This is a genomic window from Streptomyces sp. NPDC004647 (assembly GCF_040609575.1).
GTDB lineage: Bacteria > Actinomycetota > Actinomycetes > Streptomycetales > Streptomycetaceae > Streptomyces.
Genome location: NZ_JBEXKU010000040.1, coordinates 12,306 through 26,815, shown reverse-complemented (window position 1 = coordinate 26,815; position 14,510 = coordinate 12,306). Strand labels below are relative to the sequence as shown.

10 protein-coding genes are annotated in these 14,510 nt (G+C 71.9%); 4 read left to right on the top strand and 6 right to left on the bottom strand.

Features of this window, described 5'->3' with window-relative positions:
* The first annotated feature begins 2 nt into the window (after positions 1 to 2).
* Positions 3 to 887 (top strand): aminoglycoside phosphotransferase family protein, encoded by an 885-nt coding sequence (locus tag ABZW18_RS19110; RefSeq protein ID WP_356188787.1) that lies wholly within the window; start codon positions 3 to 5, stop codon positions 885 to 887.
* Here the strand turns inward: ABZW18_RS19110 and ABZW18_RS19105 are convergent.
* The 4 genes from ABZW18_RS19105 to ABZW18_RS19090 form a co-directional block, all read right to left on the bottom strand.
* Positions 843 to 1,655, bottom strand: a complete 813-nt coding sequence (locus ABZW18_RS19105) for a 3'-5' exonuclease (protein WP_356188785.1) — start codon at positions 1,653 to 1,655, stop codon at positions 843 to 845. The genes ABZW18_RS19110 and ABZW18_RS19105 overlap by 45 nt on opposite strands.
* A 183-nt stretch (positions 1,656 to 1,838) precedes the next feature.
* The gene (locus ABZW18_RS19100; RefSeq protein WP_356188783.1) at positions 1,839 to 3,074 is read right to left on the bottom strand and encodes an SAV2148 family HEPN domain-containing protein; all 1,236 of its coding nucleotides are present in this window, start codon (positions 3,072 to 3,074) and stop codon (positions 1,839 to 1,841) included.
* Between the two features lie 100 nt (positions 3,075 to 3,174).
* A complete protein-coding gene (locus ABZW18_RS19095; RefSeq protein ID WP_356188781.1) occupies positions 3,175 to 4,482 on the bottom strand; it encodes a copper amine oxidase in 1,308 nt (435 codons plus the stop codon).
* 56 nt (positions 4,483 to 4,538) lie between these two features.
* Complete coding sequence (locus tag ABZW18_RS19090; protein WP_356188861.1) at positions 4,539 to 5,354, bottom strand: Tat pathway signal sequence domain protein; 816 nt, start codon at positions 5,352 to 5,354, stop codon at positions 4,539 to 4,541.
* 224 nt (positions 5,355 to 5,578) lie between these two features.
* Between ABZW18_RS19090 and glgX the strand changes: the two genes are divergently transcribed.
* Together glgX and treY are read left to right on the top strand one after the other, a co-directional pair.
* Positions 5,579 to 7,693 carry a glycogen debranching protein GlgX gene (gene glgX, locus ABZW18_RS19085; protein WP_356188778.1) on the top strand — a complete coding sequence of 705 codons (2,115 nt, stop codon included), beginning with the start codon at positions 5,579 to 5,581 and terminating at the stop codon, positions 7,691 to 7,693.
* 616 nt (positions 7,694 to 8,309) lie between these two features.
* Complete coding sequence (gene treY / locus ABZW18_RS19080; RefSeq protein WP_356188776.1) at positions 8,310 to 10,775, top strand: malto-oligosyltrehalose synthase; 2,466 nt, start codon at positions 8,310 to 8,312, stop codon at positions 10,773 to 10,775.
* A gap of 216 nt (positions 10,776 to 10,991) precedes the next feature.
* On the opposite strand, the gene ABZW18_RS19075 is transcribed toward treY, so the two are convergent.
* Positions 10,992 to 11,357, bottom strand: a complete 366-nt coding sequence (locus tag ABZW18_RS19075) for a hypothetical protein (RefSeq protein WP_356188774.1) — start codon at positions 11,355 to 11,357, stop codon at positions 10,992 to 10,994.
* Positions 11,358 to 11,495: 138 nt separating this feature from the next.
* Positions 11,496 to 12,059, bottom strand: coding sequence for a DUF1707 and FHA domain-containing protein (locus tag ABZW18_RS19070; protein ID WP_356188772.1), 564 nt, complete (start codon positions 12,057 to 12,059; stop codon positions 11,496 to 11,498).
* Between the two features lie 268 nt (positions 12,060 to 12,327).
* Between ABZW18_RS19070 and ABZW18_RS19065 the strand changes: the two genes are divergently transcribed.
* Entirely contained in the window at positions 12,328 to 14,475 is a 2,148-nt protein-coding gene (locus ABZW18_RS19065) for a hypothetical protein (RefSeq protein ID WP_356188770.1), read from the top strand.
* The last annotated feature ends 35 nt before the right edge of the window (positions 14,476 to 14,510 follow it).

Below are 14,510 nucleotides of genomic sequence, written 5' to 3'. Positions count from 1 at the left end.
GCATGGCGCGGGCCCGATCGGTGCCCTTCACCGAGCAGCGATCACGGGAAGTGATCGCACAGGCCGGATTCCCGGCCGCCGACGCCCAGTTGCTCGCGCTCGGCGAGAACGCCGTGTTCGCGCTGGGCGGCGACGGGCCCGTCGTCCGCGTGGGGCGCGGCTCGGAGCTGCTGGAGCGGATGAGACGCGAGCTGCGGACCGCGGCCTGGCTGGCCGAACAGGGCGTCCCGGCCGTGCGGCCGGCCGAGAGCGAGGCCCGGCTGGTGGACGGGCACCCGGTGACCGTGTGGCAGCGACTGCCGAATGCCGTTCGCCCGGCGGGCGGGGCCGATCTGGCCGCGCTGCTGCGGCTGGTGCACCGACTGCCCGATCCGCCCTTCCCGCTGCCGCGGCGCGATCTGCTGAGCGGCGTGGAGCGCTGGCTGCGGCTGGCCGGGGAGGCGATCGACCCCGCCGACGCCGCGTATCTGCGCGAGCGGCGGGACGGCTTCGCCACGGCCGCCGCGGAACTCGTACCGCGGCTGCCGCCCGGCCCGGTCCATGGCGACGCGCTCCCCCGCAATGTGCACATCGGCCCCGACGGACCCGTGCTGGTCGATCTGGAGACCTTCTCCCACGATCTGCGCGAGCACGACCTCGTCGTGATGGCCCTGTCCTTGGACCGCTACGGGCTCCCCGCCGAGGAGTACGCCGCCTTCACCGCCGCGTACGGCTGGGACGTACGGGACTGGGACGGCTGTGAAGTGCTGCGCGGCGCCCGGGAGACGGCGAGCTGTGCGTGGGTGGCTCAGCACGCCCCCGCGAATCCGGCGGCCCTGGCCGAGTTCCGCACCCGGGTGGGATCACTGCGCGCCGGGGATGACCGGATCCGCTGGTATGCGTTCTGACGGTATGCGTTCCGACGACCCCGCCGAGCCCTCCGTCCGCGCGGGATCCGGGGACGGCCGCTGAGCGGGGATCAGCGGCCAGGCACGTTCCACGTACGCCTGCGGGTCCGAAGTCCGGCGCAGGTACTCCTGGAAGGACTCGGCCTGCTTGGCCGCCGCCGCTGTCTGGAGCTCGTGCAGCGCCGGCAGGTCGATCGAGCCCAGCTCCTTGTGCTTCTCCCCGATGCGCAGCGCCACTTCGGCCGCCGCGACCGCGTCGGCGCCCGCCTCGTGCGCCTCGACCAGCCGCACGCCGTAGTGCCCGCACAGTGCTTCCAGGGTGCGCTTGCCCTTGCGGTAGCGGTCGGCGTGCTTGTCCAGGACGAGGGGGTCGATGACCGGCCCCGGGTCCCGGCCGAGCCGGGCGGACAGCGGCGTGATCCCGTGCCGGCGGCTCTCCCGGTCCAGCAGCGACAGGTCGTACCGGGCGTTCATGACGACCAGCGGGTACCCAGCGCGCAGGACTTCGGCCACCGCCCCGACGATCTCCTCGACGCCCTCCCCCGCCGCCGTACCGTGCTCGCGCGCGTGCCCGGTCGAGATGCCGTGGATGGCGGTGGCCTCGTCGGGGATCGGCACACCCGGGTCGATCAGCCAGGTCCGCTTCGTCACCGGGCTGCCGCCCGGCTCGAGCCTGACGAGCGCTGCCGTCACGATGCGGTCCCGCTCGATGTCCGTCCCCGTCGTCTCCAGGTCGAAGCCGATCAGCAGTTCCCGGTGCCAGCCCATACCCGCGGCCCCCCTCTTCCTTGGTGCGTCCCCCTGATGACCTCCACCCTCCCACGCGGCACTGACAGCGGACCGCCGGGCCGTGGCCGGGCCAGGACACCGCGCGGGAACGGGTCAGGACACCGCGCGGGAACGGGCCAGGACACCGCGCGGGAACGGGCCAGGACACCGCGCGGGAACGGGTCAGGACACCGGGCGGGAGTCGGTCCAGGCGCTCTCGAACTCCTCGCCATAGGTCTGGAAGAGCCCGTGGTCCGCCTCTTTGCCGTCCTCCTGCACCACTTCGCGGCCCCTGCCGCGCAGCACCAGCACCGGACCCTCCATGCCGCGCGCGCGGCGCAGATAGGACTGGACGACCGCCAGCCCGTCCGCTCCGTCGCCATTGACCAGATAGGCGGTGAAACGGGGTGTCTCGTCGAAGACACGGATCTCGAAGCCGCCCGTGTCCCGCAACCGTGACCGTACCCGCCGCATGTGCATGATGTTCATCTCGACGGAGCGGCTCAGCTCGCCCTTCTTGAGGCCGAGTTCGCGCTCTCTGCGCCGCACCGCGCTGCTGGCCGGGTTGAGGAACAGCAGCCGCGCACGGCAGCCGGACTCGGCCAGTCGTACCATCCGCCGGCCCGAGTAGTTCTGCACCAGCAGGTTCAGGCCTATGCCGATCGCGTCGACGCGGCGGGCGCCCCCGAAGAGGTCCTCGGCGGGCAGCTGCCGTTGCAGCCGCACCCGGTCGGCGTGGACCCCGACCACGTCCGCGTACCGGTCTCCGACCAGGTCCTCCACGGCGTCGACCGGCAGCCGGTCGGCCGAGGGCACGCCCGCTCCGCTGCCGAGGGTGTCGAGCAGCCGGGCCGAGGCCCGCTCGGCCTGGGCGAGAACGGTCTCAGAGAGCGCGCGGTTGCGGGAGACGACATTGCGCGTCACCTCCAGCTCGTCCAGGGCGAGTTCGAGATCGCGGCGGTCGTCGAGATACGGCTCGAAGCACGGCCAGTGCTGCACCATCAGCTCGCGCAGCTGGGGCAGGGTGAGGAAGCTGAGCACATTGTCGTCCGCGGGGTCGAGCAGATAGCCCTTGCGCCGGCTCACCTCGCGCACGGCGACGGCCCGCTGGACCCATTCGTGCCCGGCCGGTCCGGCCGCGGCGACCACCCACTCGTCGCCGTGTACCGGCTCATAGATGGGGCGGAGCACCGCGGCGACCACCGCACGCAGGCGCTGCTCGACGAGGTTCAGCCAGATATAGGCCCTCCCGGCCCGTCGCGCGCGCGTACGCACTTCGGTCCAGGCGTCGGCGCCCCAGTCCAGTTCCGCTCCGATCTCCATCGGCCGTGCCAGGGACACCGCGCCGGGTGGGACGTCACTGGCGCTCCCCTGCTGGCCACCGTCACCAGGAGGCAGCTCAAGCCCGCCCGAGCTCACCTGTGCACCGCCTTCCGCCCCCCGTTCCACGATCAAGGAAGGGTACTGCGTGGGCGGAGGGCGGTGCACCCTCATCCGTTGACTGGTCTACCAACTCACCTTACCGAGTGGTCGGTTGGCCGTTCTGGTCCGCGAGAGCGGCCGGAGTGAGCGGGTTCATGGCGGTCACATCGCGCGGTGCGAGCTGGAAACCCTGCCAGTGCAGCGGCATCGGGGCCTGGTCCTCGTCGCGCGCCACATGGTGGAAGCCCATGTTGACCCAGGCGATCGGGTGTTTGAGCGTCTCGCCGTTGACCCAGGTGTTCACGCTGGTGCCGGGGCAGCTGCGGTTGTGGCTGGCGAACTGCTGGCAGGCATTCCACTGGGTGAAGTACACATCGTTCTTGGTGTACGGGCGCCCCGGGTACTTGTTGCTGTGGCCGAGGACGATTTCGTACGACCGCGGGTGCCCGTCCTTGTTCTTGCCCCTGGTGCTCACCAGACGCCACCAGCGCTGGGCCGCGCTGTTGCCGGCCAGTTCCTTGCCGACCTCGGTGCGCTTGGTCTTGGTGGTCGGTATCCGGCCTGGGCGGTCGGTGGTGGTCGCGTCGAACTGCTGGACCTTGGCGGGGGCACCGTCCAGGCCGAAGTTCAGCCGCCAGAAGACGTTGTGGCTGTGGCTGGTGGCGTAGTCCCGGGCGCCCTTGCCGATCGGCCAGCCGCGGCCGTCCGCGGAGTTGTAGTCGGACGGCGAGAGGTTGCCGGTCGCACCGACCTGGGGCGAGATGGTGCCGTCGTCGGAGAACCGCCACTCGGTGATGTACTCGTACCAGCCGACCTTGTTGACGCTGTAGACCAGCAGGTCCTTGCCCTGGGCGGACCAGACCTTGCCGTTGTCCTCGTCGGCGGCGGCGCGGTACGCGTGCCCGCGGGCGCGCGTGGTGGTGCACAGGCCGTTGACCGCTTCGGCGTGCGGCAGCTTGACCTTCTTGAGGGTGCCGCCCGGGCACTCCTGCGGTGAGAGGTTCTGCACGCCCTCGCCGAAGCCGTAGCCCGTCAGGTCGTCGTACTCGACGGAGCCGTCGTCGTACGGGACATGGATCTGGCCGAGCTTGGCCGTGGTGAGGACGGGGATGGGACGGGCCTCGCCCTTGGGCTGGTAGCTGACCTTGTCCAGCACCAGCCCGGCCTTGGACTCGTAGTGCCAGCACATCCGCCAGGTCGTGCCGCCCGCGAGCTTCTGCTCGATCCGGGAGGCGGCGCTGCAGTCCGCCGCGGCGGCCGGTGCCTTGGGGGCCTTCGGGGTCTTGGGTGCGGCCTGCGCGGCTCCCGCCGGGCCCGCCGCGGCCATCGCCCCGCCGAGCAGCACCGTCAGTCCGAGGGCCGCTGTCGCCCGTATCCGGGCGCGGCTCAATCTTCCTTCACGCATGAATGGTGGCTCCGCTTTCTCGCTGTTCTCGCTCAGAAGTACGGAAGGACGGACGTCTAGATACGGCCGACGGTCCGGTCGCTGAGGTCGACGATCAGTTGCCGGCTGTCGATCCAGGGGCCGTTGCGGACCTTGGTGAACAGCCGCACGCAGCGGTGTTTGCCGCACTCGCGCAGCTCGGCGGGCCCGCTGTTCTCCTCGTCGATCCGGTAGACCATGCCGGTGGTCTCCAGCTGGTCGGCACCGGTGAGCGCCTTGCCCGTGGCATCCCGGTAGTCCTTCTTCAGGCCGCTGCTCAGCGGGCTGTCCAGCAGGATCTTCACGGCCTCGGCCGCCTCCGGCCTGGTCGGCGGGGGCTGCTCACCGCGCAGCGTGTCGGTCTTCTCCACCTTGCCCGTCGTCAGGTTGACGGTCTTGGTGAGGAACGTGTCGGCCTTGTAGTCGTAGTAGGAGAGCTCGGCGCGGCGCGGTGGGTCGGCGGCACCGGTCTCCGAGGGCTGCAATTCCGCGAGGTCCGTGCTGAGCCACTGCGGGCCCGCCTCGCCCTCGACGTCCTCACCGGCCGAGCGGAGCCCGGGGTTGAGGGCGAGCTGCTCGGCGCGCCTCAGTTCGTCGTCGGTCAGCGCGTCCCGGCCGGTGCCCCGGGCGCCGACCGGTACGGACGACTCGACGACACCGGGCTGCTGCTGCGCCCGCCCCTGCCCCTGTTCCTGTCCCTCGTCCGACGACTGGGCGGCTGACCCGCCGCGCCCCTCCGTCCGGCCGTCCGCGGCCCCCGCGTCCCCCGGCAGCGTCACTGCGACCATCACCGCGGTACTGGTCACCGCGATGGCCGCCCCGGCCACCACCTTGCCCAGGTGGCGGCGCATCATTGCGCGCACATGCCCCCCTCTCTTCCCCCATATCACCTGATGACTGCATACGGCATATGTAGCGGTCACCCAGTAGGACGAGGCGTTGTCGTAGGAGGTTGCCCTCTTTTCGAGGAAGATCTGACGAAAGCGCCCCGCGAGTCCGCTGGTTGGGCAAGGATTCCTGTTCGGTCAGGGATTCGCCGTCTCGCGGAGTCCGGATCAGGAGTGGAAGAGTCGACATCATGCAGGTCTGGCCGGGACAGGCGTACCCCCTCGGCGCCACGTACGACGGCGCTGGGACCAACTTCGCGGTGTTCTCCGAAGCCGCCCAGAGAATCGAGCTGTGTCTGCTGCACGACGACGGTTCGGAGACAGCGGTGGAACTCCGCGAGTCCGACGCCTTCGTACGGCACGCCTACCTGCCGGGTGTCATGCCCGGCCAGCGGTACGGCTTCCGCGTCCACGGACCGTACGAGCCCTCCCGAGGGCACCGCTGCAACTCGGCGAAGCTGCTGCTGGACCCGTACGCCAGGGCCATCAGCGGCCGGATCGACTGGGACGAGGCGGTCTACGGCTACCACTTCGGCAGGCCGGCCGACCGCAACGACCTCGACTCGGCGCCGCACACGATGACGTCCGTGGTGGTCAATCCGTACTTCGACTGGGGCGACGACCGGCCGCCGCGGACCGACTACCACCGGACCGTGCTCTATGAGAGCCATGTGAAGGGGCTGACGATGCTCCATCCGGCACTGCCGGAAGAGCTGCGGGGCACCTACGCGGCGCTCGCCCACCCCGCCGTCATCGAGCACCTGACCGAGCTGGGGGTGACGGCGCTCGAGCTGATGCCCGTCCACCAGTTCGTCAACGACCACCGACTGGTGGACACCGGCCTCGCCAACTACTGGGGCTACAACACCATCGGCTTCTTCGCGCCGCACAACACCTACGCCTCCTGGGGCGACCGCGGCCAGCAGGTGCTGGAGTTCAAGTCCGCGGTACGGGCGCTGCATCAGGCGGGCATCGAGGTCATCCTCGACGTGGTCTACAACCACACGGCGGAGGGCAACCACCTCGGCCCGACGCTGTCCTTCCGCGGTCTCGACAACGCCTCGTACTACCGTCTGAGCGACGATCCCCGCTACTACATGGACACGACGGGGACCGGCAACTCACTGCTGATGCGCAGCCCGCACGTGCTGCAACTGATCATGGACTCGCTGCGTTACTGGGTGACCGAGATGCGGGTGGACGGATTCCGCTTCGATCTCGCGGCCACCCTGGCCCGGCAGTTCCACGAGGTGGACCGGCTGTCGTCCTTCTTCGACCTGGTGCAGCAGGATCCGGTGGTCAGTCAAGTGAAGCTGATCGCCGAGCCGTGGGATGTCGGCGAGGGCGGCTACCAGGTGGGGAACTTCCCTCCGCTGTGGACGGAGTGGAACGGGATGTACCGCGACACGGTGCGCGATCTGTGGCGTGGCGAGCCACGCACACTGGCCGAGTTCGCCTCCCGGATCACCGGTTCCTCGGACCTCTACCAGGACGACGGCCGGCGGCCGATCGCCTCGGTCAACTTCGTGACCTGCCACGACGGTTTCACGCTCCGCGACCTGGTGTCGTACGACGAGAAGCACAACGAGGCCAACGGTGAGGACAACCGGGACGGCGAGAGCCACAACCGGTCCTGGAACTGCGGGGCCGAGGGGCCGACCGACGACCCCGGGGTGCTGTCGCTGCGCGCCCGGCAGCAGCGGAATCTCATCGCCACGCTGATGCTGTCGCAGGGCGTGCCGATGCTCAGCCACGGCGACGAGTTCGGGCGTAGCCAGAACGGCAACAACAACGCCTACTGCCAGGACAACGAGGTGTCGTGGGTGCGCTGGCCCGGGGAGGACGACGACCGCGGCCTGCTGGAGTTCACCCGCTCGATGGTGTGGCTGCGCCGCGACCACCCGGTCTTCCGACGCCGGCGCTTCTTCCACGGCCGCCCGGTGGAGGGCACGCACGACGAGCTGTCGGACATCGCGTGGTTCACCCCGGAGGGCGAGGAGATGCGTCAGCGCGACTGGCAGGCGGCGTCGGCCCGCTCGCTCACGGTCTTCCTCAACGGCAACGCCATCTCCGAGCCGGGGCCCCGGGGGGAGCGGATCGCGGACGACTCCTTCCTGATGATGTTCAACGCGAGCGACACGGAACGGGATTTCGTGGTGCCGGTCAACCACGGACGGCAGTGGCAGGTCGTGGTCGACACGGCGGTGACGGAGGGAGTGGAGCCGGGCACGGGCCAGAAGGTGAAGGCGGGTGACCGACTCCGCCTGGTGGACCGGAGCCTGACGGTCCTGCAACGCCCGGCGTAACGCGCCCCGGGCGGCGGCCCGCGGGAACTCCGGAGCCGGTACGGCCCTCCCGGCGGTCCTGCCGGGCCCCCGGCGCGCCGCACCGGATCCGCCCCGAGGTGGCTCAAGCAGCGTGAACCGGCACGGCACTCCCCGCCTGCGCCCCGGCCCCGCGGCCCGATGCCCGTTCGGCGCTGGTGGTGCGCCGCCGGCCGGCCGCCTCCCAGCACGTGCTCGCCACACCCAGGGTGACGAACGAGGACGGGCTGCCATGGAGCGCCGTTGCGCCAAGGGCCTGGAGGACCGCACATCCCGGCGCGCACGGCCAAGGACGGCGTTCGCCCGTGGCCGCGGCAGTGGCGAAAGGGCGGCCCGCGCCGCGTTCTCACCGGCCGTCGAAGAGCGCTCCCGCGCTGATCGGTCGGCACGGCCGGGCCGGCCGGAGGTCCGTCCGGTGGTGTGTGCCGCGGCCCCCGCCGTCAGGCCGTACGGCTCGCGACGACCGCCGCCTGCCCACCGCTGCGTCGACCCGACGACGACCCCACGACGACCCGAGGAGGCGGCAGGGCCGGCAGCGAGGTGACCCGGATGCCCGGGCGCGAGGCACGAAACCCGCGCGCGGGGGTACCTCCTAGCCATGACGCCCGAGCCTGCCGCGCCGCTGCCGACCGCCACGTACCGGCTCCAGCTCCAGCCGGACTTCCCGTTCCCGGCTGCCGCCGCGGCCGTGCCGTACCTCGCCTCGCTCGGCATCTCGCATCTGCATCTGTCCCCCGTACTGGAAGCCGTGCCGGGCTCGACGCACGGCTACGACGTGGTCGACCACACCGCCGTACGAGCCGAGCTGGGCGGCGAGGAGGGACTGCGCGCGCTGTCCCGTACGGCTCGCGCACACGGCCTCGGGCTGGTGCTGGACATCGTGCCGAACCATATGGCGGTGCCGGTGCCGGAGCGCCTGAACCGGCCCCTGTGGGAGATGCTGCGGGAGGGACCCGGCTCGCCGTACGCCCGCTGGTTCGACATCGACTGGGACCGGCAAGGGGGCCGCGTGCTGCTGCCGGTGCTCGGCGGGCGGCTCGGCGACGAGCTGGAGCACATCGCCCTGGACGGGGACGTGCTGCGCTACCACGACCACGAGTTCCCCGTACGGCCCGGCACCGCCCGTCTTCCGCTGCCCCGGCTGCTGGACGCCCAGTGGTACCGGCTCGCCTGGTGGCGGCTGGCCCGCACCGAGCTGAACTACCGGCGGTTCTTCACCATCTCCGAACTGATCGGCGTGCGCGTGCAGGACCCGGAGGTGTTCGAGGCAACGCACGCCAAAGTGCTCCAACTGCTGAGCGAGGGCGTCGTCGACGGGCTGCGGATCGACCACCCCGACGGACTCGCCGACCCGGGCGGCTACCTGCGCCGGCTCGACCGGGCGACCGGTGGCCGCTGGACAGTCGTGGAGAAGATCCTGACGGGCGACGAGCGGCTGCCCGCGGACTGGCCGGTCGCCGGGACCACCGGCTACGACGCCCTGCGACACCTCGACGGACTGTTCGTCGACCCGGCCGGCGCCGCTGAACTCCGTCTCGTGCACCGGGACTTCACAGCGCAGCCCGCCGACCGGGGGGGCGAGTGGGCCGCCACCGTACGCCGCGCCGCGTACCGGGTTGTCACGCACGAACTGGCCTCCGAACTCTCCTTCCTGGCCGGCACAGCGGCCCGGATCTGCGAGACGACACCCACGCTGCGCGATCACGCCCCCTGGGCGCTCCGCGCGGCACTCCGCGAACTGCTGGTCCGGCTGCCGGTCTACCGCCCTTACGTGGTCGCCGGCGAGCCGCCGCCCGAGCGTGACGCGGAGATGGTCCGGGCCGCGGCGGAACGGGCACGCGAGGCCTTCTGCGTACCCGAGGAGGCGGACACGGTCGACCTCGTCCGGGACCTGGCCCTCGGGCTCCTCGGCGCGACGCCCGACCACCTGGCCTTCTGTTCGCGGTTCGCGCAGACCTCCTCCGCGCTGCGCGCCAAGTCCGTGGAGGACAAGGCCTTCTACCGCCATGCGCCGCTGCTGTCGGCCGGTGAGGTGGGCGGCGAGCCAGGCAGCCCGGCGGTGTCCGTGCAGGCTTTCCATTCCTTTTGCGCCCGGCTCCAGCGCGACTGGCCGGCCACCGGAACGGTGCTCTCCACGCACGACACCAAGCGCAGCGCTGACGTACGGGCCCGGATAGCGCTGCTGAGCGAGGTGCCGGGCGAATGGGGGGCGCTGCTGGAGCGCGTGACGAAGGAGACGGCGCGGCCGGGCGCGGGAGCCGGTGCCAAAGGAGCTGCTGCCGCCGCGCCCCCGGCCGCCCCCGCCCCCGACCGGCACGTCGCCTGGACCGCCTGGCAGACGGCATACGGGCTGGGGCTTCCGGATCCGGAGCGGCTCGTCCCGGCGGTGCTGAAGTCGGCGCGGGAGGCGGGGCTGCGGACGTCATGGACGGAGGGCGATCCGGCGTACGAGGCCGCGGTGGAGGCATTCGTGAAGGCCGGCCCGTGCGGTCCGCCGATGGACACCGTCGCGCTCTTCCGCCGCGCACTCGGCCGGGGCGCCCGCACGAACGTACTCGGGGCGGCACTGCTCCACCTGACCATGCCGGGGGTCCCGGATCTCTACCAGGGCACGGAGCGGGAGTACACGACCCTGGTGGACCCGGACAACCGCCGCCCGGTCGGCTTCCCACCTGCCGCGCCCGACGCGCCCGCCGCGCCCGACGACGGGCGGGTCCCGGAGGACATGTCGGAGGAGAAGCTCCGGCTCACCACTGTCGCGCTGCGGCTGCGCCGCGAACACCAGGACTGGTTCGGCGAGTCGGGCTCGTACGGCCCGCTGGAGGCCCGGGGCTCGGCGGCGGGGCACTGCGTGGCGTTCACCCGCGCCCGCGCGACGGTCACGGCGGTTACCCGGCTCGCCCACCGGCTGGAGGAGGCGGGCGGCTGGCGGGACACGGAACTCGTGCTGCCGGAGGGCGGGAGCTGGACGGACCTGCTGTCGGGCCGGGTGGTGCGAGGCGGCCCGGTGCCGGTCGCGAAGCTGTTCGACGGGGCGCCGGTGGCCCTGCTGGTCCGTTCCTGAGCGCGGGCCCCGCCAGAGCGCCCGCATCCACGCTCGCTCCGTGAGCCAGGAGCCGCGAGCAGTGGGCAATGAGCCGTGAGCAATGAGCAATGAGCAATGAGCAGTGGCACCACGCACATGCACCACTCCCCCTCCCACGCGCCGCCAAAGCGGTGGGCCAATCCTCCCCACCCTGGTGGGGCGGTGCCTCCACCAGGGGTGATGGTCGATCCTGGCTCAGAGCTCGTCGATCACCAGCCAGCTGCCGTCGGCTGCCTGCCAGTGGGACAGCCGGGACATGTCGTCGTTCCACGGGGTGCTCCCGCGCCACTCCGGGCCGCTCTCCCGTTCACCGGCGGAGCGGCCGCCGGGGTCGACGACCAGCTGCACGTCGACCACCCGCTGCGCGCGGGCGCGCTCGGCCGACAGCTCCTGCGTCGGCCGTATGTACACCCTGCCGTCGGGCCCCACCCAGAATTCGCCGTAGTTCCCATGAACCAGCTCAGGGGCCTCGATCGGCACCTCGCCGCGTTCCAGGGCCTCGCGGACCGCCGACAGGGCGACCTGTCGGGCCCTGGACCCGGCGGAACCTTTCCTCGACATACCTCCATGGTCCCTCCCCGCGCGGCCCGACGCACGCGACGGCAGCGGGGCGGACCCGTCTGCGGACCGGTGTGCGGAGCCCTGTGCGGACCCGTGTGCGGAGCCCTGTGCGGACCCGTGTACCGCACACCTACGCCGTCAGCGGGTGGCGAGGCGGAAGCTGATTCGGCCGAAGGTCACCTGGTCGCCCGGCTGCACCGCGGCCCGGCCCGTCACCCGGCGGCCATTGACGCAGGTGCCGTTGGTGGAGCCGAGATCGCGCAGCACCCAGATGCCGCCCTCGCGGACCAGCTCGGCGTGCACCCGGGACACGGTGTCGTCATTGAGGCGCAGCCCGTTCCCCGGGTCACGGCCGATCCGCAGCGGGCAGGGGCCGGGCTCGGGGAACATCAGTTTGGGCAGCCGCTCGGTCAGCCAGGCCCTGCGCAGCCGCACCGAGAACGACGAGATCCTGGCGACCGAGCCGAAGACCAGCCGGGACACCTTGCTCTCCTGCGGAAGGTCGGCGGTGAGCGCGGCGAGCTCGTCGCGCCCACGGGCGGCGAAGGCCAGTTCCATCCGGCGCAGGAACGTGTCCTGGGACAGCCGCCCCTGAGCCGCCCCCTCGCGGAGCACCTCGATGACGCGGTCCCGGTCGGCGTCCGACAGCCGCGCCGGCAGCGAGGCGGGCGGCGGGGGCGTCGGGATTTCGTGGGACGTCACGGGCTGATTCTCCGGCCGGGTGGCGCGAGGTGTCCAGTACGAGGGCTGCCGGGCCCGGGCGATACGGACTCCGCCACGGGGGCTCAGGGCTGTCGGACCGCCGCGGCACACCCCGCTCGTCGAACCGGCCGGAAGGCAGTTGCCGAAGATTGTGACGGCATGTCATTTCCCATGCTGCACAAGGCCATTTCGTGACACGATGTTGCCTCGCGATCACACGGGGGCATCCGCGCAACGCAGCAATGGCCCGCGTGCGGAAGGGGGATTGATGGCGAACGCGCTACAGATGCCACCTGCCGGACTGGCCGAGGTTGCAGGTCTGGTCCACGAGTGCTGGCTGCGCCCCTCCACCGAGCCGGATCGTCCGCTTCCCGTGATCGCGTTGCTGGGCCGCCCCGGCAGCGGCAAGACACATGCGCTCGACCACCTCGAGGGCGTCACCGAGGGCGCCCCGGTCGCCCGTATCGACTTCGCCGCCGCGGCCGACCAGCGCCCGCACGAGGTGGCCCTGCACCTGGCCTTCCTCCTGGCGCGCAAACACCGCGGCAGCCGACCGCTCCGCTTCCCGCGGCTACTCCTCGGCCTGCTCGCCGTACAGCCGCAGCTGTCGCTGACCGACCGCGGCCAGGCGACCCGCGAGCTGCGCGGCGCGCTGCGCCGGGCCCGCAACCGGGGAGCGGCGGCCGACGCGGGCGAGGGCATCGCCGGTCTCGTCGAGACCCTCGGACTCTCCCCCGTGCCGGGCATAGACCTGATCATCGGGGTCCTGCTGCGCGGCTTCGAGTACATGCCGGCCGGCACCTTCCTCAACCGGGCGCTGGCCTCGTACGGATCGCCCGGTTCGTCCGGCTCGGCCGACGCGCTGGAGGAGCTGGTCGAGCTCAACCGGCGCGCCCGCAGCCGTATCCCTACCGACCGGGGCTACGTGGACCGCCGGCTGTGCCTGGCCTTTCTGGAGGACCTCGGCGCCGGATACGCCCGCGGCCGCCGCGAGCACAACTGCCTGGCACTGCTGGACGACATCGACCGCAACAGCGGCAGCAGCGGCTTTCTGGAGACGCTGCTGAGCCTGCGCACCGAGCGGGCCCGCTCCGAAGCGTACGATCCGCTGCTCGTCGTGGCGGCGGGCGCCACCACGCAGGCGGTGCCGGGACCCAGCGACGGCAGCCCCGACGACCCGCACATCCACCGCCCGGAGGGTGCTTCCTATGCCGCCTGGCGGGCGCGCTCGGGCCGGCCGCTGACCGAATGGTGGTACCCGGTGCGGCTGCGCGATCTCGACGAGGTCGAGGTCGCTCTGGAGGCGTCGCGCCACGAGTCGGAGACCGCTCGACGGACGGGCAGGCCGGAGGCAGGACTGCTGACCCGCAGCACTCCCCTCGTGCACCGGCTCACCTACGGCCATCCCTGGAGCGTGCTCCAACTCCACACCGCCATCGACCGGTTGCTGGAACACACCCCGGACGACCTGCGCGGCCTCCTGGACACCCCCGTACCGCGGGCCGGCCCGGCACCGGACGCGGCACCGGACTCGGCGCCCGACGCGGGGGCGGGCCCGGGGGCGGAGCGCGGGTCCCAACTCGCCACGGCAGTCCGCGCCTATCTGCTGACCGGCCTCACCGACAGCCAGCGCACCGCCGCGACCCGGATAGCCGCCGCCCGTACGCCGAAGTCGGCCGTCAACTCGGGCCTGTTGAACGGGCAGCCGGAGCACGCCCGGGACACCGTGATGCGCGAGCTGCGCAACAGGCTGTGGCTGACCAGACCGGTCCCCGAGGACGCCAACACCCGTGGCGGCACGGGCCCGTCGGGCTATCTGCAACACCCCGGGCCGAACGGGGACACGGCCGCCGACTCCGCGGACAGCACCCTCGACGGCCGCCCGGTGCTCCACCCGTGGCTGCGCCTGCTGCTGCTCGACGAGCTGTCGGGGCCACCGGCCGGATCGGTGGAGGAGTGGGAGGCCATCCATCGCACGCTCGCCGACTGGCACCACCGGCACGGCCAGCCACTGGACTCGCTGTACCACCGGCTGGCGCTGAACGAACTCCAGGAGGTGGTGCGGTACTTCATCACCGGTCTCACCGCCCCCGATCTGCGGCCCTGGCTCAGAGAGCTGTACCACGTGACCGCCGCTCCCATGTACCGCGCGCAACTGTCGGACGCGCCGCCGCGGCGCCGGGCCGGCGAGCTGGCCCGGGAGCACGCGCCCGAGGCGTACGGGGACCGCGCGCGGGGCCGGCCGCTGGCCGAACTCTGCGCCGCCCTCTGGCTGGCAGGAGATCCGCGCAACCGGCTGCCGCCGGGCAGCCCCGAGCTCAACTTCAAGATCGGGGCGATGTTCCGGCAGCTGGCCATGGCGGCCGACGCCGACGCGGACACGCTGCTGGACGAAGCCGCCCGCTACACCGACTGAGCACCGACGAGCAGCAACCAGCAGCAACGCAGTAC

What these genes read in the sequence shown, in the direction of transcription:
- glgX (WP_356188778.1), top strand. Translation starts at nt 5,579, where the DNA reads ATGCAGGTCTGGCCGGGACAGGCGTACCCCCTCGGCGCCACGTACGAC.
- ABZW18_RS19105 (WP_356188785.1), bottom strand. Translation starts at nt 1,655, where the DNA reads ATGGGCTGGCACCGGGAACTGCTGATCGGCTTCGACCTGGAGACGACG.
- ABZW18_RS19065 (WP_356188770.1), top strand. Translation starts at nt 12,328, where the DNA reads ATGGCGAACGCGCTACAGATGCCACCTGCCGGACTGGCCGAGGTTGCA.
- ABZW18_RS19095 (WP_356188781.1), bottom strand. Translation starts at nt 4,482, where the DNA reads ATGCGTGAAGGAAGATTGAGCCGCGCCCGGATACGGGCGACAGCGGCC.
- ABZW18_RS19075 (WP_356188774.1), bottom strand. Translation starts at nt 11,357, where the DNA reads ATGTCGAGGAAAGGTTCCGCCGGGTCCAGGGCCCGACAGGTCGCCCTG.
- ABZW18_RS19110 (WP_356188787.1), top strand. Translation starts at nt 3, where the DNA reads ATGGCGCGGGCCCGATCGGTGCCCTTCACCGAGCAGCGATCACGGGAA.
- treY (WP_356188776.1), top strand. Translation starts at nt 8,310, where the DNA reads ATGACGCCCGAGCCTGCCGCGCCGCTGCCGACCGCCACGTACCGGCTC.
- ABZW18_RS19090 (WP_356188861.1), bottom strand. Translation starts at nt 5,354, where the DNA reads ATGATGCGCCGCCACCTGGGCAAGGTGGTGGCCGGGGCGGCCATCGCG.